Raw genomic sequence first — 22,732 nt, forward strand, 5'->3', positions numbered from 1 at the left:
TACGGAGGATGTGTGGGATGAGCAAGGTGATGTGCCGCGACCGTGCGGAGCACTATGTGTGGGGCGATGACTGCCAGGGCTGGCACCTGGTTCGCAGTGACCAGCTGAGTGTCATCGAGAAGGAGGTGCCCCCGGGTGTGCACCACAGATTTGAAAACCGCTCCTGTGAGCCGGTACGGTTCCTGGTGATCTCCAGCCCACCCGTCCAGGGAGACAGAGTGGAGGAGAGTCATGACTAGAGAAGCCAGCTGCAGTTGCGGCCAGTTGAGTCTGGAGGTGAGCGGCGAGCCGGTTCGGGTGTCGGTGTGTCACTGCCGCGCCTGTCAGCGTCGCACCGGCAGTGTGTTTGGGGCTCAGGCCAGGTTTCTGGAGAGCCAGGTGGTTCAGCGTGGCGAGGTGGCCATCTATGAACGACAGGGAGACAGCGGTAATGGAGTACGATGTGGTTTCTGTCCCCGCTGTGGGTCCACGGTGACCCTCTGGCTGGAAGGGTTGGACGACATGGTGGTGGTGCCGGTGGGCGCCTTTGCCGACAGCGAATTTCCCGCCCCCGGGGTCAGTGTCTATGAGGCCAGGATGCACCCCTGGGTCAGCCTCATAGGCGAGCTGACCCACCTGGATTGATCACTTGGCGGAGCCGCTGCGCAGCCAGCGAGGTTCAGACACCAGTCCCACCACCTGGCCCGCCTCCAGTTCCGGGGCGTGCTCGGCCAGGGTCAGGGTGACCTGGCGGGTGTCCGGATCATAGTGTGCCACTTCGGCGTGGCCACGGCGCTTGGGCAGGCGTTGCCCCACTTCGTCCGTGGGGCCGACGGCGTCGATGCAGCCCGACCCCATCAGGATCAGCGGATCACACAGGCTCAGAGTTTCCGACACCGAGTGGCTGATGTAGACCATGGGGAAGGGGGTGGCGCTGTCGTTGAGAAAGCCCATCAGATGCTGGCGGCTGGCAAAATCCAGGGCGGCCAGGGGTTCATCCAGCAGCAGGATCTTCGGGGCCGCCATCAGCGCCCGGGCGATGGCCACCCGCTGCCTTTGTCCCGCGGAGAGCGAGGGGGCGGGCTTGTCCATCAGATCGCGGATGCCGCAGCCATCGATCACCTTCTGCAGGGGAATCACCTTGTCCTTGGCCTGGCTTTTGGCCAGCTCCAGATTGCCCCGGACCGTCAGGTGCGGAAACAGACGACTGTCCTGAAACACCATGCCGATGCGGCGCTGCTCCGGGGGCAGGAACAGCCCTTTGTCGCTGTCCTGAAGCACCCGGCCATCCAGTTCGATGCGGCCGTTAAGCTCCCGGTTGAGGCCGGCAATGGCCCTGAGCAGAGTGGTTTTGCCAACGCCTGAAGGGCCGAACAGGCCGGTGATCCCCTCCATCTGCAGGTCGCATTTGGCGTTGAACTGGAAGTGACCCAGTTGGCCGTGCAGGTCGAAACTCAGAAGCATGGTTACCAGTACCCCCAACGGCGTTCATTCTGTTGCAGGAAGCCATAGATAAACACCAGCAGGGCCATGGACAGGGCCAGCAGGCCTCCGGCCAGCATATGGGCCTGGTCATAGGCCAGCGCCTCTACGTGTTCAAACAGGGCGATGGAGATCACCTGGGTCTCCCCCGGAATGTTGCCACCAATCATCAGCACCACGCCAAACTCACCCAGGGTGTGGGCAAAGCCCAGCATGGCGGCCAGCAGGAAGCTGCGCTTGGTCATGGGGAACACCACGTAATGAAACCGCTTCCAGCGCCCCATCCCCAGGGTGGCGGCGGCTTCCAGTTCGCCGGTCCCCATGGTGACAAACCCAGACTGAAGTGGCTGAACCACGAAGGGCAGGGAGTAGATCATCGAGCCTATCACCAGGCCGGCGAAGGAGAACGCCAGGGAGTGGCCAAACAGTCCTTCGAACATGGAGCCCATGGCGTACTGAGGAGAGAAGGCCAGCAACAGGTAAAAGCCCAGCACAGTCGGGGGCAGAACCAGAGGCAGGGCTACCACCGCTTCCACCATGGGGCGCAGCCTGGAACGGCTGTGAGCCAGCCACCAGGCCAGGGGTGGGCACACCAGGATCAGGCAGAGGGTGGTGATCGCCGCCAGTTTAAAGGTGACCCACAGGGCCTCAAGATCAGCGCTTGGCAACATGGGCGCTTACCTGATAGCCAGCCTCGGTCAGCAGTTGCTGCTGCTGAGTGAGGTAGTCCAGCAACTGCTGGGCCAGCCGAGGGTTGGCAGTGCGCTTGAGCACCACGGCCTGCTGTTCCAGGGGAGCGTAGTAGTGTTCGGGGACCACCCAGTAGTGGCTGGCGTCCACGCCGGCGCTGCGCAGTTGTGACAGGGCCACCAGGCCCGCCTGCACATTGCCGCTGTCCACATACTGGTAGGCCTGCAGGATATTGCTGCCGGTCACCAGTTTACCTTTGAATTGCTTCACCAGGTCCAGACGGCTGAGCACCTGTTGTGCCGCGGCACCGTAGGGGGCCAGCCTGGGGTTGGCGATGGCCAGTTTCTTGTGCCACTGAGTCAGGCTCTGCTCGCTGGGATCACCCTGTCGCTGCCAGTAGGCCAGTTGGCCGATGGCGTAGGTGACCCGGCTGCCGGGCAGGATCTTCTGCTCCTTCTCCAGCAACTGGGGGCGGCGACTGTCGGCGGCCAGGAACAGGTCGAAGGGGGCGCCGTGCTGGATCTGGGTATATAGGGCGCCGGTGGCGCCGGAGGAGATGCGTACCCGGTGGCCGGTCTCTGCCTCGAAGCGTTCCGCCACCTGGGTCAGTGTATGGGCGAAGTTGGCGGCCACAGCCACCTTGAGCTCATCGGCGGCAACATGAAAGCTTGCCGCCATCATCAGGGCTACCGCCAAGATTCGCGTCATCATTAGGGCTCCTCGCGCCACATCTCAGCGGCCTGTTGATCGGAGTCCTTGGCGTCCACCCAGTGGGCCTCGGCCTCGGTCACCTCCTTCTTCCAGAAGGGAGCCCGGGTTTTCAGGAAATCGATCAGGTATTCGCAGGCGGCGAAGGCGGCCTTACGGTGGGCGCTGGATACGCCGATAAAGACGATCTGGTCGGTGAGGTCCAGAGGCCCCACCCGATGGATGATGGTCACCTGATCCAGGGGCCAGCGCTCGCGGGCCTCCTGCTCAATCTGGGCCAGCACCGCTTGCGTCATTCCCGGGTAGTGTTCCAGTACCATGCGGGTGACACCCTGGTTGTCACCAAAGTCGCGCACCTTGCCGACGAAGGTGACCACGGCGCCACAGGTGGGGTTGTCAGCCAGTTTGGCGTACTCTTCGCCTACGTTGAAGTCTTCGGTCTGTACCCGATTCATGACTAGCCTCCGGTTACCGGTGGGAAAAAGGCCACTTCATCGCCATCTTCGAGCTCTACCTGCCACTGGCTCAGGGTCTGGTTGACCGCCACCAGCAGGTTGTCGGATCCCAGAGCCTGCTGCCATTTGTCGCCCTGGGCCGCCAGGAAGGTGCGCAGACTGTTGGTAGTCATGGCGTGCTGATACTCAAGCTCAATCTCGTCGACGCCAATCACTTCGCGAACCTGCGCGAAAAACAGAACCTTAATCATCTTATTCCTCAACAATCTTAAAGTGACCGGACTTGCCGCCGCGCTTCTCCAGCAGCTTAACCCCGTCGATGATCATATCTTTCTGTACCGCTTTGCACATGTCGTAGATGGTCAGGGCCGCCACGGAGGCCGCGGTCAGGGCTTCCATCTCGACGCCGGTCTGGCCGGCCAGCTTGCACAGGCTGCGGATGCGCACCAGATCGTGTTCCGGCTCCGGCAGGATATCCAGCTCCACCTTGGTCAGCATCAGCGGATGACACAGGGGAATCAGATTGGAGGTCTGCTTGGCGGCCATGATGCCGGCCACCCGGGCGGTGGCGAACACGTCACCCTTGTGGTGACGGCCCTCGACGATCATCGCCAGGGTCTCTGGAGCCATGCGCACCACGGCTTCTGCACGGGCTTCGCGCTCGGTGACGCTCTTCTCGGTCACGTCCACCATGTGGGCTTCGCCCTTGGGATTGATGTGGGTAAACTCGCTCATCACTCAGCCTCAACGGGTTTCAGGTGGGTGACGAAGTTGCAGGGCTTATGGGTGCTGTCCAGTTGCTCAACCAGGATCTTGTTCCAGCCGGTGCGGCAGGCGCCGGTGGAGCCGGGCAGGCAGAAGATGGCGGTGCGGTTGGCCATGCCACCGATGGCACGGGACTGCACTGTGCTGGTGCCCAGCTCGGTGAAGGTGATGTGGCGGAACAGCTCACCGAAACCTTCGATCTGTTTATCAAACAGAGGGGAGACCGCTTCAGGGGTGGAGTCTCGCTCGGTGAAGCCGGTGCCGCCGGTGGTGATGATCACCTGGACGTTGTCGGAAGCGATCCACTCGGAGAGGACGGCACGAATGTGGTACTTGTCATCCTTGATGATGCGGCGATCTGCCAGCTTGTGGCCTGCGGCCAGCAGGGAGTCCTCCAGGAATTGCCCGGACTTGTCAGTGTCGAAGCTGCGGGTGTCGGACAGGGTCAGAACCGCAATATTCAGGGGTACGAAATTGGCTTGTGAAAGGTGTCCCATAATGGTGTCTCTCGCTTAATTATCAGGGTCTTGGCCCTTGAGCATCAATCCTTGGTGTGTTCGGATCAACCGCCGATGGAGGCCAGGTGCTGGGTTACCCCGGTCAGGCCTTGATGCAGTTGATGAGTTGCCCCCTTGAGCCTGAGTTGCTCATGGAGACGGGCAATGAGTTCGGGCTGGTGATCGTCGTGGCCCAGGAGATCCCTCAGTTCGATGCCGCACTCGGTGAACAGACACAGGTGCAGCTTGCCGATGGAGGAGACCCGCAGTCGGTTGCAGGTGGCACAGAAATCCTTGGCGTAGGGCATGATCAGGCCGATACGGCCGGCGTAATCCGGGTGGCTGAAGTTGAGGGCCGGGCCGTCGTCCGGGCCCCGGGGATCTTCGCTCCACCCCTGGGACAGCAGTTGCTGCTTGATCACCTGGCCGGAGATATGGTGTTTCTGGAAGTAATCCTGTCCCAGTCCGGTCTCCATCAGCTCGATGAAGCGGATGTCCACCCGGCGGTGTCGAATATACTCGAGGAACTGGGGCAGTTGCTGAGCATTGAGGTCCTTGAGCAGGACCACGTTGATTTTCACTCGGCGATAGCCCGCTTCGAGGGCCGCCTCGATGCCATCGAGCACCAGCTGCTGACGGCCGTCGCCGGTGATCTGCCGGAACAGGCCCTCGTCCATGCTGTCCAGTGATACGTTGATCTGGCTGAGGCCGAGATCGAACCAGTGCTGGGCATTGGCGGCCAGTCGGTAGCCGTTGGTGGTGGTGGCCACGGTATCGACCCCTGGGGTGTTGGCCGCCACCTCGATGACTTCGCTGAAGTCCTTGCGCATGGTGGGCTCACCACCTGTGATGCGGATCTTACGGGTGCCCACCTGAGCAAAGGCGGTCACAACCCGGCGGATCTCATCCAGGGTTAGGAAGCGGGGTTTTCCATCGGGACGGTAGCCGTCAGGCAGGCAGTACTGACACTTGAAATTACAAGCGTCGGTGATGGACAGACGTAGATAGTGAAATTCCCGCCCAAAGCGGTCGTGTAGCTGTGTCATGTGTCACCTTTCCAAACACGGGAGGTAGCTCGATTTCTCGCAGCTACCCTGGTGGCAGATTTGCCACGGCCTGGGAACCATATGGTCACTTAGGTCGTCCAGGCTCGGTCACAATTTTTTGTAAGTGTAATCCAAGCTTCCCTTATTCAACAATGTGGCCGGATCACATTTCGGTGTTCAATTCGAATTGATTTTCCCGTTTTCGCTCTCTTTTTCATCAACTGGTAGGATTTGCTGTTGGCGGTTTTTCAGTCAAACAATCGTTTAATTTGCCGTCTTTTGCAGTAAGCTAGGCGGGTTAGGGAGATAGATAACGACAAAGGACTAACAGGATGGAACGCGAATCAATGGAATTTGACGTGGTCGTTGTTGGCGCCGGACCCTCCGGGCTGGCCAGCGCGATCCGCCTAAAGCAGCTCAATGCCGACCTGGCCGTATGCGTGGTGGAGAAGGGGGCCGAAGTGGGTGCCCACATCCTATCCGGTGCGGTGTTTGAACCCAGGGCCCTGGAAGAGCTGATGCCCGACTGGCGTGACAAGGGCGCGCCGCTGACCACAGAAGTCACCGGGGACGACATCTACCTGCTCAAAGCCGATTCTGCCCGGCAACTGCCCGGCTCCCTCGTGCCCAAGACCATGCACAACCATGGCAACTACATCATCAGTGTGGGTAACCTGTGCCGCTGGCTGGCGGAGCAGGCGGAAGCCCTTGGGGTGGAGATCTACCCAGGTTTTGCCGCCGCCGAACTGCTGGAGGAGCAGGGCACCGTCAAGGGGGTGGTCACCGGAGACATGGGGGTGGGCGCCGACGGTGAGCCCAAGGACAGCTACATGCCCGGGATGGAGCTTAGAGCAAAATACACCCTGCTCAGTGAAGGCTGCCGAGGCCATCTGGGCAAGCAGGCCATCGCCCGCTATCAGCTCGATGCCGGGGTAGACCCCCAGCACTATGGTATCGGCTTCAAGGAGATCTGGCAGGTCCCCGCCGAGCAGCATCAGCCGGGCAAGGTGGTGCACACCGCCGGCTGGCCATTGGATGGGGAGGGCAGCGGAGGCGGCTACCTCTACCATGCGGACAACAACGAGGTTTGGGTCGGCCTGATCATCGACCTCAACTACACCAACCCCAACCTCTCTCCCTTCGAGGAGTTCCAGCGCTACAAGACCCACCCGGTTATCGCCCAGTACCTGCAAGGGGGCGAGCGCACCAGCTACGGCGCCCGGGCCATCACCAAGGGGGGCCTCAATGCCCTGCCCAGGCAGCATTTCCCCGGGGGGCTGCTGCTAGGCTGCGACGCCGGCACCCTGAATTTCTCCAAGATCAAGGGAACTCATACCGCCATGAAATCCGGCATGCTGGCGGCGGAGACCGTGGCCGAGGCCTTGTCCACAGGGGACACCGGCGGTACGGATCTGATCGCTTACGGGGAGAAGTTCAGGGCTTCCTGGCTCTATGAGGAGCTGCACGCTTCCCGTAACTTTGGTCCGGCCCTGCACAAGTACGGCTCCCTGATGGGCGGTGCATTCAACTACCTGGATCAGAACTGGTTCGGCGGAAAGCTGCCCCTGACTCTGCATGACACCAAGGTGGACCATCAGGGGATGGAGTCCGCGGCTCAGGCCAAGGTGATCGACTACCCCAAACCGGATGGCAAGCTCAGTTTTGACCGTTTGAGTTCGGTGTATCTGTCCAACACCTTCCATGAGGAGGATCAGCCTTGTCATCTCAAGCTGACCGACGCAGAGATCCCGATCCGGGTGAATCTGAGCCAGTTCGATGAGCCGGCTCAGCGCTACTGCCCTGCCGGCGTGTATGAGGTGGTGGAGGAGGAGGATCAGAAACGATTCGTCATCAATGGCCAGAACTGCATCCACTGCAAGACCTGTGACATCAAGGATCCCAGCCAGAACATCACCTGGGTGGTGCCAGAAGGGGGCTCAGGACCCAACTACCCCAATATGTAGTGCCTGATGTTGACTGAGAATGCCGAGGCCCGCGACTGCGGGCCTCGCTGTTTGTCAGGCCAGGACGTAACGGTTTCGCCCCTGAGCCTTGGCCTGTCTCAGGGCCGCCCTGGCTTCCTGCAGCAGGGAGCGGTCGTCCTGGCCCGGTTTCCACTGGGCCACGCCGGCACTCAGGGTCAGCCTGGGACTGATGGGGGAGTGGTCGTGGGGCAGGTTTGCTTCGGCCAGCTCCTTGCGGACCTGTTGCAGCAGACGCTTGCCGCCGGTCTTGTCGGTAGCGGGCAGCAGGATGGCGAACTCGCCCCCCCGGTAGCGGGCGATCACATCGGTCTGGCGACGGCTGCAATGGAGCATCAGCTTGGCCAGTGAGACCAGGGTTTCATCCCCGGCTTCGTCGCCATAGTGCCGATTGAAGGCGGTGAAGAAGTCGATATCCAGCATCACCAAAGTGAGGGGGTTATGGGTGCGTCGATTCTCTGCCACCAGTTCCTTGAGTCTCTGCTCCAGTTGGCTTCGGTTGGCGATGCCGGTCAGCCGATCTACCCGGCTGTTGCGCGCCAGCTGGTGTTGCAACTGGGCACAGCGGTGCTGTTGTTTACGATTCTCCTCGAAGCCACGGTTGAGCACCGTCAGGATGGCGAAGCTCAGCAGCAGGCCGGCGCCCAACAGCACCATCCCCTGGGCCAGGCTGGTGGTATTCAGTTGTCCCAGGGCCGGCACCAGAGCAAGCGGCAGGGGGAGATGGAGTGTCCAGAAGGCGAGTCGGCTGGGGTACAGAGTCACACTGGCTGCTAGCAGCAGCAGCAGAAGGGTGGCCATCAGCAGCGGTGGAGAGAGACTGCCGCTGCCGAGGGCAAGCCACAGATGCAGGGTGACCAGGGAGCCTGCGGCCAGGGTGTAGAGGGGAAATAGCTTCGCCAGCGGACGCTGGGGCAGGTGCGGCTGCAGGGCCCAGAGCAATCCCATGCCTAAGGGGGCCAGCCATGTCAGGTAGTGACCTGAGGAGGTCAGGGTCTGTACTGCTCCTTGCGCCAAACCGATGAAAAGCAGTGCCAGCACCAACCGGCGGTGGCCCTGGAACAACACTTGTCTGGGTTGGGTTGCCATAGGCTCATCCTTGAGAGTGTTTTAGATAACTCCTTAATTTCTCAGAGGGAATTGAGCTAGCGCTCTGCAAGGCAAAGCTGGCCCATCGGGCACCCTGCTCCATCGCCTTGGTCAGCTCCTGGCCCCGCAGCAAGCCATCCATCAAGCCTGCTGCATAGCTGTCACCAGCCCCCGTGGTGTCCACCACCTGAGTGGGAAAGGCCGCCACTGAGAAACAACCATCCTCAGTATAGGCGATGGCGCCGCGTTCGCCCTGAGTGACGATAAAGGCCTTCAGGGTGGGGCCGGCGATCTCCCTGCCAAAGCTCCAGGGATCGCTGACCTGATGAGGTTCAAGGTCGTCCACCGAGGTGATCAGGTAGTGACAGGGGCGGCGGCTGAGGTCCTTGGGTAACTGGGCAAACACCAGGCCGAGATCCAGGGCCTGGTGCATCAGTTGCGGCAGGCCTTCCGCGGTGAGATTGACATAGAGGGCATCCACGAGGCCGCGGAGGCTGGGGGGCAGCAGCAGCCTCGGTCGGTTGGGTCGCAGTATGGTGCGCTCGCCGTTGGGTTCCATCAACAGCTGCAGGGGTTGGGTCGGCCCCGGGTGGCGGTGCACCTGGCCACATTCGAGTCCCAGTCCCTTGGCCTGGTCCAGCAACCACTCGCCCAGGGGATCGTCACCCACCTGACTGAGCAGAGTTACCCTGTGTCCGGCCCAAGCCAGGGCGGTACCGGTATTGGCGGCACCGCCGCCAATGCGACGCCCCAGGTCTTCGTAGTGGATGCGGGCGCCGGTACTCAGGGGACGGCTCAGGCGCAGGATCTGGTCACAGTTAAGATTGGCAATGATGGATATTTGGGCCATGACGGTGTGGCTTCGGGTGTTTGTCAGTGCGATTACTATACCAATGCCCGTTGGCCACTGCACCGAGTTGGTGCCGACAATTGTGGTAAAGATACAAAAAAGGGGCGGTAATCCGCCCCTTTCTGTCGCTGTGCCGTTACATATCCCCGGCTTTCAGGGGGCGGCGCAGTTCGGCCCGGACATTGTCCATGCCAGCGTAGAAATTTTTCATCATCAACACGCCCATCATCAGACCGTTGGGAGTGGCCTGCAGCTTATCGGGATCCTGGGGATCCTCAATCAGGCCGCCGGTCATCTTCATGAAGGCCATCTCCTTGGTCAGGCCGCCCCACAGACTCTTGCCAAAGTTGTCCTTGAAGTAGGACTTGGAGAGGCGCCCGCCAAACAGGTTGAGCAGGAAGCGATACTGCATCACCGCCTTGGGGGTGTAGTACTTGGAGGATTCCACACCCATGCGGCCCGCTTCGATCTTCTCCTGGTACTTGCGCAGGGAGAAGCTGTTTACGTACAGGGTATCGTGGAGGAAGCTGAAGCTGCCGGAGCCCACACCCAGGTAATCGTCGTAGTTGACCACGTATTCGTCGAAGCTCTGGTCGGCACGTTTGCCGAAGGACCAGGCAGTCATCTGGTCGTAGTGACCGTTCAGGGTGTTGAGGATCAGCTCGTAGTCCCGGGCGATGTCCTGAGTCGGATTGGCCAGGTTCCCCTTGGCACTCTTACGGGTCTGGTGGGTTACCATCAGCGGGTAGGTGGTGATCTGAGTGGGGCCGAGGCGCACCAGGGTGTCCATATCCTTTTGCAGGATCTCCTGGTTCTGACCGGCAAAGCCAAAGATCATGTCGACGCTGAGAATCGGGAAGTTCTCTTTCGCCCGGGCCAGCTTCTCGTAGATCACCTCTGGCTCACCAAACTTCTCCAGACGGTCGGTACGGGCCAGGATATCCCGGTCAAAGCTCTGAACGCCCACAGAGAGTCTGTCCACCATGCCGTGCAGTTGGGTGAACTCCATGGAGGTCAGGTGCAGGGGATCGGACTCGCAGGACACCTGTTTGATGGAGGGGAACAGGGTGCGGGCGTGCTCAATGGTTTTCGCCAGTTCATCCACCAGCACCGTGGTGGTGCCGCCGCCTATGTAGAGCTCTTCGAAGTCGTACCCCAGGGCCTTGGCCATCTCCATCTCCTTGCGCAGAGACTGGAAGTAGGCACGGGCCTTATCCTCTTTGAACAGGAAGCGGTGGAAGGTACAGAAGCTGCACAGGGTGTGGCAGAACGGAACATGAGCGTAGAGCATGTACTTCTTGCCGGGCTGGGGGCCGGGCATGGTGTCACAGGCCTGGGTGTCCAGACAGAGGTGGCGCTCTGTGTAGTATTCCATCACCCGCTCCAGGCTGTTGAGCATCCAGCTAGGGGTGGTGATTCTGGCCGTCTCACGGATGGCGGCGTTGTTTAGGGCGCGTTCTGCAAGAGACATGTGTGCTTCCCGGACTGCATTTGGATGAGGCCACAGTGTAGAAGAGGGCCAAATCGCCGTCTGTGAGCAAAGACTGAAACTTTGTACACCTAATAGTCTAAAAGTGCAGAACTGTGATCTATTCCACTTCACTTTGCTTCCCAAGCTGTGATGGTGGCCACAGTCAGGGATCGATTTTTGTACGCTTTCTCCATTGGGCAGAGTATTACGCTGATGTAAGCCAGGTCCTACAGAGTTTTCATCCGGCTCAAGGTCACCATTAGCTAGCCTTATGGGAGGATCACTGACGTCGCAGGGAGGCCATGGATGGCACAGATACAATGGATTGTTGGGGAATTTCTGTATTTTAGCTCTGGCAGGAAGCTTAGGGGGCCCAGTGGCCGCTGGGAGCAACTCAGCCCCAAGGCGGCTCAGGTGCTGGAGGTGTTTCTGGCCCACCCGGGGGAACTGCTCAGTTACAGCGCCCTGATGAAGCTGGCCTGGGGCGGGCGGGTGGTCACCGAGTGTGCCGTGCGCCGGGCGGTGACTGAGATTCGCAAGGGGTTCGGCGACGACTTCCGGGCGCCCAGGTACCTGGAGACCTGGCAGAGCCAGGGATACCGCTGGGTGATGACGCCGCTGTCGGCTCAAGGCGAAGGGGCACCGAGGGAGAGTGTGTTACTTCCTGGCATCGCCGGTCTCACCTTTGCGGCGCTGCTGCTCTGGGCCTGGCAGGGGCAGGCGCCGCTCATGGAGTCGAGTCCGCTGGAAGCCGGTGAGGTCAGTGGCTGGCCGAGGTTCAGCCAGTCCCGCGAGGCGGTCTGGCCTGCGCAAGTGTGTCAGCCCATGGCCAGGGTGACCTACCCGCCGCTGCGCCAATAGCGGGTCGCAGCGAGCAAAAGGCCAACTGCCCCAAGAAAAAACCCCGGCGAGATGCCGGGGTTTTAGCATGATTGAGGCTCAGTGGCGTCAACAGTGCCAGGCCTTATGACTTGTACTGCAGAGTGCCGTCGGCCTTGATCTCGTCATACCAGACATTGTGGTGCTGCTTGGCCCAGTTCTCATCACAGTAGCCGGACACCATGCACTCCATGCCACCCTCGGACATCACCGTCGCCATGAAGATGTGGACGATGGAGAAGGCGCAGAGGATGATGGCGGAGGCGCCGTGGGCGATGATCGCCAGCAGGCTCAGGGTGCGGCTGGGCTCCACATACTGGGGGAACAGCAGCACGATGCCGGACAGGGAGATCACCAGACCGAAGGCGGCGAAAGTCCAGAACCACAGCTTCTCACCGGCGTTGGCGAAGCCAGCGTCCGGGTGCTTGCCCTTGAAGGGGCCGAAGTTGATGTAGCCGCCCACCACCAGGAACCAGTCCAGGTCGTACTTGGCGGGGATCTGGTTCTTGGCCCACAGCAGGGTCATCAGCAGCCAGCCCGCCATAAAGGGGAAGGCCATGACGTCATGCACCGGCTTGACCAGCGCCATCATGGAGGCGAAGGCGCCCTGGCCCAGTACCGGCTCCACGAAGAAGCGGCCTGCCAGCAGCATCAGTCCGGTGAGGATCAGCAGCAGGCAGGGAACCGCGCCCAGCCAGTGGATCGCCACGTCACGCCTGGACCAGCGAAACACCATCTTGCCGGAATAACCGTGGTGCAGCTTGGAGATGCCGTTGACCATGATGAACAGGATGAACACGCCAATCATGCCAAACAGTGCCAGCATCAGGCCCGGGGCCAGGATGTCACTGCGCAGAGGCAGGATGCGTGGGTCATAGCTGTTGATGGGCTGGCCGTGGAACTCGCTCTGGGAGGTGGTGTAGCCGGTGGCGCCCTCCTTGAGGGCCTGCCACACCACTTCCGACTGGCTGGCAGCCTGAGCGGTGGAATCCGCCGCCTCTGCCAGGGCCAGGCCGGGCAGCAGCAGGGCAGCCATCACCAGCAGCGTCTTGAACATATGCTTCATATGAATGCTCCAAAGGAGCGGGGAGTGACCTCCCCGCTTCGAGGTTACTTGTTCCAGACGCCGCGCTTCATGCCACGCTGGGCAACGCGCTCGCGGTAGATGTCGGAAACCATCTGGGCATCGCCGGCCAGAAGTGCCTTGGTGGAGCACAGTTCGGCACACATGGGCAGCTTGCCTTCGGCCAGACGGTTGGCACCGTAGAGCTCGCGCTCCTTGGCACTGCCCGCTTCGGTGTCGGGACCGCCGGCACAGAAGGTGCACTTGTCCATCTTGCCCTTGGAGCCGAATACCGCCTTCTTGGGGAATTGCGGCGCGCCGAAGGGGCAGGCGTACAGGCAGTAGCCACAGCCGATGCAGCGCTCTTTGTCATGCAGGACGATGCCGTCGTCGGTCTTGGTGAACACATTCACCGGGCAGACCGCCATGCAGGGGGCGTCGGCACAGTGCATGCAGGCCACGGACAGGGAGGCTTCGTTGCGCTCACCGTCATTGATGGTGACCACGCGACGACGGGTGACACCCCACTCCAGGGCGCTGTCGTTCTCGTTCTTACAGGCGGTGACACAGCCGTTGCACTCGATGCAGCGCTGGGTGTCACACATAAATTTCATAGTTGCCATTTTGGCTTATCTCCTACCTTGAACCTTACGCTTTCTCGATCTGACACAGGGAGGACTTGGTCTCCTGCATCTGGGTGATCGGGTCATAGCCATAGGTCAGAGCGGTGTTGGCGGATTCGCCGACGATGTAGGGCTTGGTGCCCTCTGGGTAGACCAGGTCTTCGTTGTGCATGACACCGGCGAAGTGGTAAGGCATCCAGGTTACGCCCTGCTTGACCCGTGGGGTCACCAGCGCCTTCACCTTGATGCGGGCGCCTTCGGCACCTTCCACCCAGACGTCGTCCCAGTTCTGCAGGCCACGGTCGGCGGCGTCGGCAGGGTTGATCTCGATGAACATCTCCTGCTGCAGCTCTGCCAGCCATGGGTTGGAACGGGACTCTTCACCGCCACCTTCGTATTCCACCAGTCGGCCGGAGGTCATCACCAGTGGGTAACGCTTATCCAGGTTGTCGCTGATCACCTTGTCCTGAATGGACTTGTACAGGGTGGGCAGACGATGCACCTGCATGTCGTTGTAGGTGGGGTACTGAGCGATCAGGTCCCGGCGAGGGGTGTACAGGGGCTCACGGTGTACCGGCATAGGATCGGGGAAGGTCCACACCTTACAGCGGGCCTTGGCGTTACCGAAGGGGATGCAGCCGTGCTTCATCGCCACCCGGTGGATACCACCGGACAGATCGGTCTTCCAGTTACGGCCTTCTGCTTCCGCTTTCTCTTCGGCGGTCAGCTCGTCCCACCAACCCAGTTGCTTGAGCATCTTGTCGGTGAACTCGGGGTAACCGTCGCCCAGGTCACAGCCCAGGGAGGCGGAGCCTTCGGCCAGCAGGTTTTCACCCTCGTAGGAGACACCGAAACGGGCACGGAAGTTACCGCCGCCCTGCAGCACGTGCTTGGAGGTGTCGTACAGGATGTGGGTACCAGGGTGCTTCTGCTCAGGGGTACCCCAGCAAGGCCATGGCAGGCCATAGGTTTCACCCTTGGCTGGGCCACCCAGGGCTTGCAGGTTCTCGTGGGAGAAGGTGCCCCAGTTGTTGGTGTGCTCCTTGATGCGCTCGGGAGACTGGCCGGACATACCGATGGTCAGCATGCCGCGGTTGATCTCGCGGGTCACGTCCTCGATCACCGGCATGTCGTTCTTCACCTGCATGCGCTTGGTGAACTGCTCGGCGAAGCCCAGCTTCTTGGCCAGACGGTACATGATCTCCAGATCAGGCTTGGACTCAAACAGGGGCTCAACCACCTGCTGACGCCACTGTACGGAGCGGCCGGAGTTGGACAGGGAGCCTTCGGTCTCAAACTGAGAGCAGGCGGGCAGCAGGTAGACGCCATCCTTACGGCGGTGCATCACACCGGCCATGGTTGGGTAGGGGTCGACCACAACCACGGTGTCCATCTTGTCCAGGGCATCACGCACTTCGCGGCCACGGGTCTCGGTGTTGACGGACTGGCCCCAGAAGAAGGCCATGCGGATGTTGTCTTTCTGGCCCAGCTTGTTCTTGTCTTCCAGAACGCCGTCGTGCCAGCGGGAGCAGGGCATGCCAGGGGTGGTCATGGGCACCTTGCCCAGGTATTCGCCCTGGTCGAAGCGGCCTTTCACCCAGTCAAACTCCAGATCCCACACGTGGCTCCAGTGCTTCCAGGCACCGGTGGACAGGCCATAGTAGCCGGGCAGGGTGTCGAACAGCAGACCCAGGTCGGTGGCGCCCTGTACGTTGTCGTGGCCGCGGAAGATGTTGGTACCGCCGCCGGACTGACCCATGTTACCCAGGGCCAGCTGCAGCAGGCAGTAGGCACGGGTGTTGGCGTTACCCACGGTGTGCTGGGTACCACCCATACACCAGACCACGGAACCGGGACGGTTTTCCGCCATCAGCTTGGCAGCCTGGTATACCAGGTCACCGTCGATGCCACAGACGCGAGCCACCTCTTCCAGGGGCCACTTGGCGGCTTCCTTACGGATATCTTCCATGCCCCAGACGCGCTGGTCGATGAAGGTCTGATCCTGCCAGCCGTTGTCGAAGATGACGTTCAGCATGCCGTAGATGAAGGGGATGTCGGTGCCTGGGCGGATGCCAACGTGCAGGTCGGAGTGAGCAGCCGTACGGGAGAAACGTGGGTCAACAACGATGATTTTGGCGTTGTTGCGTTCTTTGGCGGTGAGGATGTGCTGCATGGAAACCGGGTGGGCTTCCGCAGGGTTGGCACCGATAAAGAAGATGGCGTTCGCGTGACGGATGTCATTGAAGGAGTTGGTCATCGCACCGTAGCCCCAGGTGTTGGCAACACCGGCTACTGTGGTGGAGTGACAGATACGGGCGGAGTGGTCAACGTTGTTGGTGCCCCACATGGCCGCAAACTTGCGGTACATGTAACAGCCTTCGTTGGAGAACTTGGCGCTGCCCATAAAGTAGATGGAGTCCGGACCGGATTCGGCGCGGATCTTCAGCATCTGGTTGCCCACCTCTTCGATGGCCTGCTCCCAGGAGAGCTTCTTCCATTTGCCGCCTTCCAGCTTCATGGGGTATTTCACCCGCAGCTTGGAGTGGCCGTGCTCGCGCAGTGCGGCACCCTTGGCGCAGTGACCGCCGCGGTTGAAGGGGTGATCGAAGGCGGGCTCCTGGCCGGTCCAGACACCGTTCTGAACTTCGGCGTAGACACCACAGCCCACGGCACAGGCGGAGCAGATGGTGCGCTTCACTTCGATGGGGGCGCTGGGGTCAACGTGATGGTCAGAGGCGTTGGCCTTGCGGATCATGCCGGTGCCCAGCATGGAGGCGGCGGCGATACCACCGGTGGTGACACCGGCGTTCTTCAGGAACTGACGGCGGTCGAGGCCCAGTCCTTTGTTGGCGTCTGCCGTAACCTTGGCAGAGGTGCGGGTAAGTTGCATCAGAGAAACTCTCCTGGATTACTGGCCGCGCAGGCTGGCGTAGTAGCGGCGGATATGATCGGTTTCCTGGTAGCCTTGGACAGCTTCCTGGGGGCGACCGGTCTCTGCCTTGGAGGGGGCAGCAACGGTGGCGAGGCCGGCGGCGGCCGGAGCCATGGCCAGGGCCTTCAGCAGACCGCGACGGGTCGACTTGGCGTGATCTTGTGTCATCGTCTTCTCTCGAATCTGGTGTGACAAAAGGGCGTAGTGCCTTTTTTAAACAGTTGTTTGTAGGGCGAGTTAAGGCCATCTAAATGGCTGGCCGGATTGTCCATGGAGAACCGGGGGAAAAACGTGAACTGAAACGGGTTTCCTCTGAGGGGGAGAGAGAAATCGAACGGTTATTTGACCTGAATCGTCTTGTTAAGCCTGAATTAACAGTAGGTTCACGGAATCTTGACCGCAAATTGAAACAAAAAGGCATTTTCCCTAATGGTTTGTTGAGCTTTGTCACTGAAAAACCCCTAATTCACTGTGGGTTGGGACAGAATGTCCCTTTGCTAGAGTGTTTAGTGATCAGCCTGTTTTTCTGTGTCAGCCTGGCAGATTCTCGGTAGTAAATAGGATGTTAAATTTGGCTTTTACCCTTTTTGCACCGCTTTTGGGCTGTGAGTCTCGAAATCTAGGGCGCTATAAGCAAAAACAGTGACAGGGGCCGAAATGCTTCAAAAAGTGTGACGGTTTTCAATTAACGGGGCTTTCGTTGATCTCGATCAATGGGGTTTCTCCCAGATTCGCTACTCTGCTCACGCTGAATTTTTGTTCCCGAACATGATTCTTTTTGTGAACCCAGTGGAGTGCGACATGCGACAGGCTCGCTTACCTCATCTTTATGTGCTGATCTTCGGTGTGCTGTTGGCGCTGACCCCTTTCGTGATCAATGCCTTTATGATGATCTCCGGCAATCTGGTCTGATTCCCCTCTTGATTCCCGGTCCCGGTTCGATAGTCTGAGGAGCAAGGAAGCCTCCCTGGAGCCAGGACAATGTCTTTGAAATCCCCTGCAGTTTTTCTCCCTTTGATCCTTATTGCCACCCCTGCTTCTGCCAAGGTGGACCCGGTCGTCATTGCTCAGCCTCAGCAACTGCAGTCGGTTTGCTGGTTTGAGGGGCGCGAGTATTCCCAGGGCGCCCGCATCGAGATGGTGGGCAAGATGGTGCTCTGCGGTCCCAAGGATCCCTTTATGCCGGACGGCCCCCTGGTGTGGTTGTCACTGGATGAGCAGGGCAGCCCCATCTATCCCGAGCCGCCCAGGCCCGACAACAAGATCACCATCAATAAGGGGTAGCCTGCCCAGGCTGGCTGTCAGTCAGCGCTTCTTGGCCCTGGGATGGGCCTGATCATAGACCTCGGCCAGATGCTGAAAGTCCAGGTGGGTATAGACCTGGGTCGTGCTGAGGTTGGCATGACCGAGCAGCTCCTGCACCGCCCTCAGGTCGCCGGACGACTCCAACATATGGGTGGCGAAGGCGTGTCGCAACTTGTGAGGGTGAACCCTGGCTCCGACGGTTTGCTCCATCCCCCACTTTGACAGCCTTGCCTGGACCGAGCGGTGGCTGATGCGCCTGCCCCGGTTGGAGAGGAACAGCGCCTGATCCTCAGCATCTGTGGGCTGGGGGCGAACGCTCAGCCACAGCTTCAGGCTGGCGACGGCTGTGCTGGTCACCGGCAACAGGCGGGTTTTGCCTCCTTTCCCTGTCACCCGCACCTGCCTCTCATTCAGATCCAGATCCCCCAGGTTCAGGGAAACCAGCTCTGCCAGCCGCAGGCCGCTGGAGTAGAGCAGCTCCATCATCGCCCGGTCACGGACAACCAGGGGATCCTGTCCGTCCAGGTTGAGGAGCTGGTCCATCTGGTCCACGTCCAGGTTCTTAGGCAGGGGCTTGCCCTGCTTGGGGGCGGAGAGGTGTTTGGCCGGATTGTGGTCCATCTCGCCGCACAGCACCATAAACTCCCCCAACTGTCGCAGGGCAGAGAGGGTAAGGGCCAGGGAGCGCGGCGACAGTCCCTGACGGTGCAGCTTGGCCAGCAGGGCCTGCAACTGTTCCAGGGTGACCTGGTGCCAATGGGTCATCCCCAGCTCAATGAGCTGCGGCTGGCAGCGGCTGAGTTCTCGTAAATAGTTACGGCAGGTGTGGGGGGAGTACTGGCGCTCGCTGCGCAGATAGCGCTCGAAGCGGGCGACAGTGTCAGCCATGGCGCAGCTGAGGGATCTTATAGGCCAGCAACTGACGGATCTGGTCCAGCATCATGGTGTCCATATCCGGGGAAAAGTGGCTGGGATCGTTGGAGGCGATGGCCAGCAGGGCCACCGGAGTGCCGCGATCGCCGATGCACACCAGGGCCACAGAGCCATTGTCCTGGGCCACCAGCGGGTTCTGTTCCTGGGCGGGCAGCCTTCCCAGATAGTAGCCGTGCTCATTGAGGCGTCGGCGCAGGATCAGGTTCAGCTCAGGTTGATCAAACTGACCCGTGCTGTCGGTGACCGCCAAGCGCACCTTGGCGAAGCGGAAACGGTTCTTGAAGCTGTCCACCAGGACCCGATTGATCTCCTCCAGGCTTTCGGTTTCCAGTAGATCGAAAAACAGCTGATTGTAGAAGCGGTAGATGTCTTCGTTGCGGGAGGCCACGGAGAGCAGTGAGGTGATCTCCTCCTCCAGTTGGGCGACCCGTGAGCGCAGGTTTTGCTGCTGATGCTCTATCAGGGAGACGGTACCCCGCTCGGTATGAGGGATGCGCAGGCTGAGCAGCAGCTCCGGATGGCGGATGAAGAAGTCCGAGTTCTCCAACAGGTACTCTTTGACCATGTCGGTGCTCAAGGCTTTCAGGCTGTCACTGTAATCGTGCTTCATAATCCAATTTGACCATCGTAGACGTGTACGGCTGGCCCGGTCATCTCCACTGCCTTATCCTGGCCTGGCCATTCAATGTGTAAGGTACCACCTGGAAGGTCTACGCGCACCCTCTCTCCCAACAGTCCCTGATGCTGACCTATGACGGCGGCGGCACAGGCGCCGGTACCACAGGCCAGGGTTTCGCCGACGCCACGCTCATACACCCTCAGGCGGATGTGGCATTCCGACAGTATCTGCATAAAGCCCACATTGACCCCCTTGGCGAAGCGCTCATGGGTGCTGAGGCTGCGACCGATCCCTTCGACGTCGGCGCTGTCCAGGTCATCCACCTTGAGGACACAGTGGGGGTTGCCCATGGAGACCGCACCACAGAGGTGCACCCCATCATCGGTCTGCAACAGGTAGGTTTTCTCCACCTTGTTGGCCCTGAAGGGCAGAGAGCCGGGCTCGAAGTTGGGGGTGCCCATGTTGACGGTCACCTGGTTCTCGTTGCCCAGACGCAGGGCCAGGGAGCCCGCCTTGGTGCTGACCCCGATGCGATCCTTGTTGGTCAGTCCCTTCATTCGCACGAAGCGGGCGAAACAGCGGGCGCCGTTGCCGCAGTTTTCCACTTCGCTGCCGTCGGCATTGAAGATGCGGTAGTGGAAATCCTGCTCGGGATCATAGGGCGGTTCCACCAGCAGCAGCTGATCGAAACCCACACCAAAATGCCTGTCTCCCAGACGGCGGATCTGTTCCGGCGAGAGATAGAGGTTCTGGGTGACTGCGTCGATCACCATGAAGTCGTTGCCCAACCCCTGCATTTTGGAGAAGTGAATCAAGAGGCTACCCCTGTTGAATCTGAATTTTGACTAGTTTACGGCAGCAGATGCTCACCTTGCCACAACTGATTCAGGGTTTCTCTTTCCCGAATCAGGTGGGTCTGGTTGCCATCGGCCATCACCTCGGCGATGCGGGGCCGGCTGTTGTAGTTGGAGGCCATGGTAAACCCATAGGCACCGGCACTGCGCACCGCCAGCAGATCCCCCTGTTCCACCGTCAGTTGACGCTCCTTGCCCAGGAAGTCACCGGTTTCGCACACCGGCCCCACCACATCGTAGTGGCGCGGCTCGCCGCTACGGGGGGTGACCGGGATGATCTTCTGCCAGGCACTGTAGAGACTGGGGCGCAGCAGATCGTTCATGGCGGCATCCACCACGGCGAAATCCCGCTCCTCACCCTGCTTCAGGTACTCGATGCGGGTGACCAGGATGCCGGCGTTGGCCATGATGGCCCGACCGGGCTCGAAGATCAGGGTCAGCTGGCGTCCCTTCAGGCACTGGAGCAGTGCCTGGGCATACTGGTCCGGGTGGGGGGGCGTTTCGTCATCATAGGTGACGCCCAAACCGCCGCCCACATCCAGGTGGGCCAGATGGATCCCCTCCTGCTCCAGCTGTTCAATCAGTCCCAGCAAGCGCTCCAGGGCGGCCAGGAAGGGGGGCAGGCTGGTGAGCTGTGAGCCGATGTGGCAGTCCAGCCCCTTGATCTCCACATGGGAGAGGCCGGCGGCGCGGCGATAGCTCGCCAGGGCCCGGGCCATGGGGATGCCGAACTTATTCTCTTTCAGGCCGGTGGAGATATAGGGGTGGGTGTTGGCGTCCACATCCGGGTTGATTCGCAAGGAGATGGGGGCGATAACACCCAGTTCCCGGGCCACCATGTTGAGGCGCTCCAGCTCAGCTTCCGATTCGACGTTGAAACAGTGGATCCCCACCGACAGCGCCTGGCGCATCTCATCGGCGGACTTGCCCACCCCGGAAAACACCACCTTGGCAGGATCCCCCCCCGCTTCCAGTACCCGGGCCAACTCGCCGCCTGAAACGATGTCGAAGCCACTGCCCAGGCGGGCCAGCAGGTTGAGTACCGCCAGGTTGGAGTTGGCCTTGACCGCATAGCAGATCAGGTGGGGGTGTTCGCCCACGGCGCGATCGAAGGCGTGCCAGTGCCGTTCCAGGGTGGCCCGCGAGTAGAGATAGAAGGGGGTGCCGATGCGTTCGGCCAGTTTGGCGACCGAGACGGCTTCAGCCATCAGGGTTCCCTGTTGATAACTGAAGTGGTCCATCGAGTGTCCTTACTGTTCCTGAGCAGCCTGTGGCTGCTGCTGTTGGGCGTCCGCCTGAGGCGGATTGACCTGCTCCTGCTGGGGCAGCTCAAGGGGGCCTTTCTGGCCGCAGGCGCAGAGCAGCATTGCCAGTATCAGGGCGGTGGAGAGTCGAGACATGGAAAACAAATGACCTTGTTGAGTTAGCCCTCTATAATCGCATCCCATGTGCCAAATGCAACTTATAGAGAACGAGATTATGGCTATGGACCAAAGTCGCTTCCACCAGCTGGCTGACGAGATTCTGGAACAAATTGTGGAGAGCATCGACGACTCCGAGCTGGAGCTGGATTACGAACAGTCCGGTAATGTGCTCGATCTTGAGTGCATCGATGGCAGCCACATCGTCCTGAACAAGCAGGAGGCGATGTCTCAGCTGTGGCTGGCGACCAAGTTCGGTGGCTATCGCTTCGATTTCCGTGAGGGAGACTGGCTCGAGGAGCGAGGCGGCCAGGAACTGCTGACCTTCCTCAGTGAGTCTGTGGCCAAGCAGGGCGGCGAACAGATCAGCTTCTGACCAGCCCACCATGCCCTGATTCAGTGTGGCCGCGATGGCGGCCTCTACTCCTCCAGCGTTAAGGGGGGACGATCGGGTTTGGCGTAGGCCAACCGTCCGAGACTCTCCCCTTTGTGATAGTGGTCCAGGCCACTGACCGTCACGGTATCCAGATGCTCCAGGTGCAGGTGACCATCTCCCGCCAGGGCCACCTCATCCAGCCAGACTTCCACGATTCGCGCTGAGACCATCAGGGTGTCATTCTCCTCGAGGTGCCTCACCCGAACCAGCTCCATCCCCATGCTCAGTCGGCTCTCTGCCACATAGGGAGCAATCAGCCGCTCTCCAAATCTTGGGGTCAGCCCCACGGCGTCAAACTCCGACTCCCCCCTGGGGTAGCGGGCGGAGCTCTGGTGGGCCTGACGGTGAATGCTCTGGTGGACCTGGTTGATGGTGAAACAGCCAGTGGCCTCAATGTTCTCCAGGCTGTGACGGGGGGAGGAGTGGGGCCGCATGATGAGTCCCATCAGCGGCGGATCCGCGCCCAGATGAAACACCGAGCTGACGATGGCCAGGTTGGTCAGCCCTTGTGGACTGATGCTGCCGATCAGGTTGGCACTCTTGTAGCCGGACAGGCTGTTGACGAAGTGGGCCCGATAGCGCTGGGCCATCCTCTCCATGGCAGTTTCGTCAATTCGTGAAAGCATGGCTGGCCTCCGCTGAAGGGAATACCC

27 protein-coding genes and 1 riboswitch are annotated in these 22,732 nt (G+C 60.6%); of the genes, 6 read left to right on the forward strand and 21 right to left on the reverse strand.

Going from position 1 to position 22,732, the window contains the following annotated elements:
• Nucleotides 1–17: 17 nt before the first annotated feature.
• Together ACN0RV_RS00730 and ACN0RV_RS00735 are read left to right on the forward strand one after the other, a co-directional pair.
• A complete protein-coding gene (locus tag ACN0RV_RS00730; protein WP_417344676.1) occupies nt 18–239 on the forward strand; it encodes a hypothetical protein in 222 nt (73 codons plus the stop codon).
• Nucleotides 232–624: a GFA family protein gene (locus ACN0RV_RS00735; protein ID WP_417344678.1), complete on the forward strand. Its 393-nt coding sequence runs from the start codon at nt 232–234 to the stop codon at nt 622–624. Before ACN0RV_RS00730 ends, ACN0RV_RS00735 begins: the two co-directional genes overlap by 8 nt.
• Here the strand turns inward: ACN0RV_RS00735 and ACN0RV_RS00740 are convergent, their stop codons facing one another.
• The 8 genes from ACN0RV_RS00740 to moaA all read right to left on the reverse strand — a co-directional run bounded on the left by ACN0RV_RS00740 (nt 625) and on the right by moaA (nt 5,622).
• Nucleotides 625–1,443: an ATP-binding cassette domain-containing protein gene (locus ACN0RV_RS00740; protein WP_417344680.1), complete on the reverse strand. Its 819-nt coding sequence runs from the start codon at nt 1,441–1,443 to the stop codon at nt 625–627.
• A gap of 2 nt (nt 1,444–1,445) precedes the next feature.
• The gene (gene modB / locus ACN0RV_RS00745) at nt 1,446–2,132 is read right to left on the reverse strand and encodes a molybdate ABC transporter permease subunit (RefSeq protein ID WP_286340791.1); all 687 of its coding nucleotides are present in this window, start codon (nt 2,130–2,132) and stop codon (nt 1,446–1,448) included.
• Complete coding sequence (gene modA, locus ACN0RV_RS00750; protein ID WP_417344682.1) at nt 2,116–2,859, reverse strand: molybdate ABC transporter substrate-binding protein; 744 nt, start codon at nt 2,857–2,859, stop codon at nt 2,116–2,118. The genes modB and modA overlap by 17 nt, the downstream gene beginning before the upstream one ends.
• Before the next feature lie 2 nt (nt 2,860–2,861).
• Nucleotides 2,862–3,314 carry a molybdopterin synthase catalytic subunit MoaE gene (gene moaE, locus ACN0RV_RS00755; protein ID WP_417344684.1) on the reverse strand — a complete coding sequence of 151 codons (453 nt, stop codon included), beginning with the start codon at nt 3,312–3,314 and terminating at the stop codon, nt 2,862–2,864.
• A 2-nt stretch (nt 3,315–3,316) separates the two neighbouring features.
• On the reverse strand, nt 3,317–3,565 hold the full coding sequence (gene moaD / locus ACN0RV_RS00760) for a molybdopterin synthase sulfur carrier subunit (protein ID WP_286340788.1): 249 nt from the start codon (nt 3,563–3,565) through the stop codon (nt 3,317–3,319).
• 1 nt (nt 3,566) lies between these two features.
• Nucleotides 3,567–4,052 (reverse strand): cyclic pyranopterin monophosphate synthase MoaC, encoded by a 486-nt coding sequence (moaC, locus tag ACN0RV_RS00765; protein ID WP_417344686.1) that lies wholly within the window; start codon nt 4,050–4,052, stop codon nt 3,567–3,569.
• Nucleotides 4,049–4,576 carry a molybdenum cofactor biosynthesis protein B gene (moaB, locus tag ACN0RV_RS00770; RefSeq protein ID WP_028107927.1) on the reverse strand — a complete coding sequence of 176 codons (528 nt, stop codon included), beginning with the start codon at nt 4,574–4,576 and terminating at the stop codon, nt 4,049–4,051. The genes moaC and moaB overlap by 4 nt, the downstream gene beginning before the upstream one ends.
• Before the next feature lie 65 nt (nt 4,577–4,641).
• The gene (gene moaA, locus ACN0RV_RS00775; RefSeq protein WP_417344688.1) at nt 4,642–5,622 is read right to left on the reverse strand and encodes a GTP 3',8-cyclase MoaA; all 981 of its coding nucleotides are present in this window, start codon (nt 5,620–5,622) and stop codon (nt 4,642–4,644) included.
• A riboswitch (molybdenum cofactor riboswitch) is annotated at nt 5,611–5,744 on the reverse strand. (Overlaps the previous gene by 12 nt.)
• Nucleotides 5,745–5,954: 210 nt before the next feature.
• Here moaA and ACN0RV_RS00780 point away from each other — a divergent pair.
• Nucleotides 5,955–7,586: an electron transfer flavoprotein-ubiquinone oxidoreductase gene (locus ACN0RV_RS00780; protein WP_417344689.1), complete on the forward strand. Its 1,632-nt coding sequence runs from the start codon at nt 5,955–5,957 to the stop codon at nt 7,584–7,586.
• Between the two features lie 54 nt (nt 7,587–7,640).
• Here ACN0RV_RS00780 and ACN0RV_RS00785 read toward each other — a convergent pair whose 3' ends face one another.
• From ACN0RV_RS00785 to ACN0RV_RS00795, 3 genes are all read right to left on the reverse strand, one after another.
• Nucleotides 7,641–8,693, reverse strand: coding sequence for a GGDEF domain-containing protein (locus ACN0RV_RS00785; protein ID WP_417344690.1), 1,053 nt, complete (start codon nt 8,691–8,693; stop codon nt 7,641–7,643).
• Between the two features lie 4 nt (nt 8,694–8,697).
• Nucleotides 8,698–9,543 carry a PfkB family carbohydrate kinase gene (locus ACN0RV_RS00790; protein ID WP_417344692.1) on the reverse strand — a complete coding sequence of 282 codons (846 nt, stop codon included), beginning with the start codon at nt 9,541–9,543 and terminating at the stop codon, nt 8,698–8,700.
• Nucleotides 9,544–9,679: 136 nt separating this feature from the next.
• A complete protein-coding gene (locus ACN0RV_RS00795; protein WP_417344694.1) occupies nt 9,680–11,014 on the reverse strand; it encodes a coproporphyrinogen III oxidase family protein in 1,335 nt (444 codons plus the stop codon).
• A 306-nt stretch (nt 11,015–11,320) separates the two neighbouring features.
• Between ACN0RV_RS00795 and ACN0RV_RS00800 the strand changes: the two genes are divergently transcribed.
• Nucleotides 11,321–11,875: a winged helix-turn-helix domain-containing protein gene (locus ACN0RV_RS00800; RefSeq protein WP_417344696.1), complete on the forward strand. Its 555-nt coding sequence runs from the start codon at nt 11,321–11,323 to the stop codon at nt 11,873–11,875.
• Between the two features lie 103 nt (nt 11,876–11,978).
• Here the strand turns inward: ACN0RV_RS00800 and ACN0RV_RS00805 are convergent, their stop codons facing one another.
• Genes ACN0RV_RS00805 through ACN0RV_RS00820 form a run of 4 tightly spaced genes read right to left on the reverse strand, consistent with a single transcriptional unit; the run spans nt 11,979 to nt 16,679 of the window.
• Complete coding sequence (locus tag ACN0RV_RS00805; RefSeq protein ID WP_417344697.1) at nt 11,979–12,959, reverse strand: formate dehydrogenase subunit gamma; 981 nt, start codon at nt 12,957–12,959, stop codon at nt 11,979–11,981.
• A gap of 44 nt (nt 12,960–13,003) precedes the next feature.
• Complete coding sequence (gene fdh3B / locus ACN0RV_RS00810; RefSeq protein ID WP_417344699.1) at nt 13,004–13,579, reverse strand: formate dehydrogenase FDH3 subunit beta; 576 nt, start codon at nt 13,577–13,579, stop codon at nt 13,004–13,006.
• 25 nt (nt 13,580–13,604) lie between these two features.
• Entirely contained in the window at nt 13,605–16,469 is a 2,865-nt protein-coding gene (locus ACN0RV_RS00815) for a formate dehydrogenase subunit alpha (RefSeq protein WP_417344701.1), read from the reverse strand.
• Between the two features lie 18 nt (nt 16,470–16,487).
• Nucleotides 16,488–16,679: a twin-arginine translocation signal domain-containing protein gene (locus ACN0RV_RS00820; RefSeq protein ID WP_028107918.1), complete on the reverse strand. Its 192-nt coding sequence runs from the start codon at nt 16,677–16,679 to the stop codon at nt 16,488–16,490.
• Between the two features lie 813 nt (nt 16,680–17,492).
• On the opposite strand from ACN0RV_RS00820, the gene ACN0RV_RS00825 reads away from it, so the two are divergent.
• Entirely contained in the window at nt 17,493–17,795 is a 303-nt protein-coding gene (locus ACN0RV_RS00825) for a DUF1496 domain-containing protein (RefSeq protein ID WP_417344703.1), read from the forward strand.
• 21 nt (nt 17,796–17,816) lie between these two features.
• On the opposite strand, the gene xerC is transcribed toward ACN0RV_RS00825, so the two are convergent.
• From xerC to lptM, 5 genes are read right to left on the reverse strand one after another with little or no spacing between them, the layout of a single operon-like run.
• Nucleotides 17,817–18,704 carry a tyrosine recombinase XerC gene (xerC, locus tag ACN0RV_RS00830; protein ID WP_417344705.1) on the reverse strand — a complete coding sequence of 296 codons (888 nt, stop codon included), beginning with the start codon at nt 18,702–18,704 and terminating at the stop codon, nt 17,817–17,819.
• On the reverse strand, nt 18,697–19,359 hold the full coding sequence (locus tag ACN0RV_RS00835) for a DUF484 family protein (RefSeq protein WP_417344707.1): 663 nt from the start codon (nt 19,357–19,359) through the stop codon (nt 18,697–18,699). The genes xerC and ACN0RV_RS00835 overlap by 8 nt, the downstream gene beginning before the upstream one ends.
• Nucleotides 19,356–20,183 (reverse strand): diaminopimelate epimerase, encoded by an 828-nt coding sequence (dapF, locus tag ACN0RV_RS00840; RefSeq protein ID WP_417344709.1) that lies wholly within the window; start codon nt 20,181–20,183, stop codon nt 19,356–19,358. Before dapF ends, ACN0RV_RS00835 begins: the two co-directional genes overlap by 4 nt.
• 35 nt (nt 20,184–20,218) lie before the next feature.
• Nucleotides 20,219–21,463 carry a diaminopimelate decarboxylase gene (gene lysA, locus ACN0RV_RS00845; protein ID WP_417344711.1) on the reverse strand — a complete coding sequence of 415 codons (1,245 nt, stop codon included), beginning with the start codon at nt 21,461–21,463 and terminating at the stop codon, nt 20,219–20,221.
• Nucleotides 21,464–21,472: 9 nt separating this feature from the next.
• Nucleotides 21,473–21,622 (reverse strand): LPS translocon maturation chaperone LptM, encoded by a 150-nt coding sequence (lptM, locus tag ACN0RV_RS00850; RefSeq protein WP_417344713.1) that lies wholly within the window; start codon nt 21,620–21,622, stop codon nt 21,473–21,475.
• A 79-nt stretch (nt 21,623–21,701) separates the two neighbouring features.
• On the opposite strand from lptM, the gene cyaY reads away from it, so the two are divergent.
• Nucleotides 21,702–22,019 carry an iron donor protein CyaY gene (cyaY, locus tag ACN0RV_RS00855; protein WP_417344715.1) on the forward strand — a complete coding sequence of 106 codons (318 nt, stop codon included), beginning with the start codon at nt 21,702–21,704 and terminating at the stop codon, nt 22,017–22,019.
• Nucleotides 22,020–22,063: 44 nt separating this feature from the next.
• Here the strand turns inward: cyaY and ACN0RV_RS00860 are convergent, their stop codons facing one another.
• Complete coding sequence (locus ACN0RV_RS00860) at nt 22,064–22,705, reverse strand: flavin reductase family protein (RefSeq protein WP_417344717.1); 642 nt, start codon at nt 22,703–22,705, stop codon at nt 22,064–22,066.
• Between the last annotated feature and the right edge of the window lie 27 nt (nt 22,706–22,732).

It is taken from the genome of Ferrimonas sp. (assembly GCF_048263965.1).
In the GTDB taxonomy this organism is placed as follows: Bacteria; Pseudomonadota; Gammaproteobacteria; order Enterobacterales; family Shewanellaceae; genus Ferrimonas.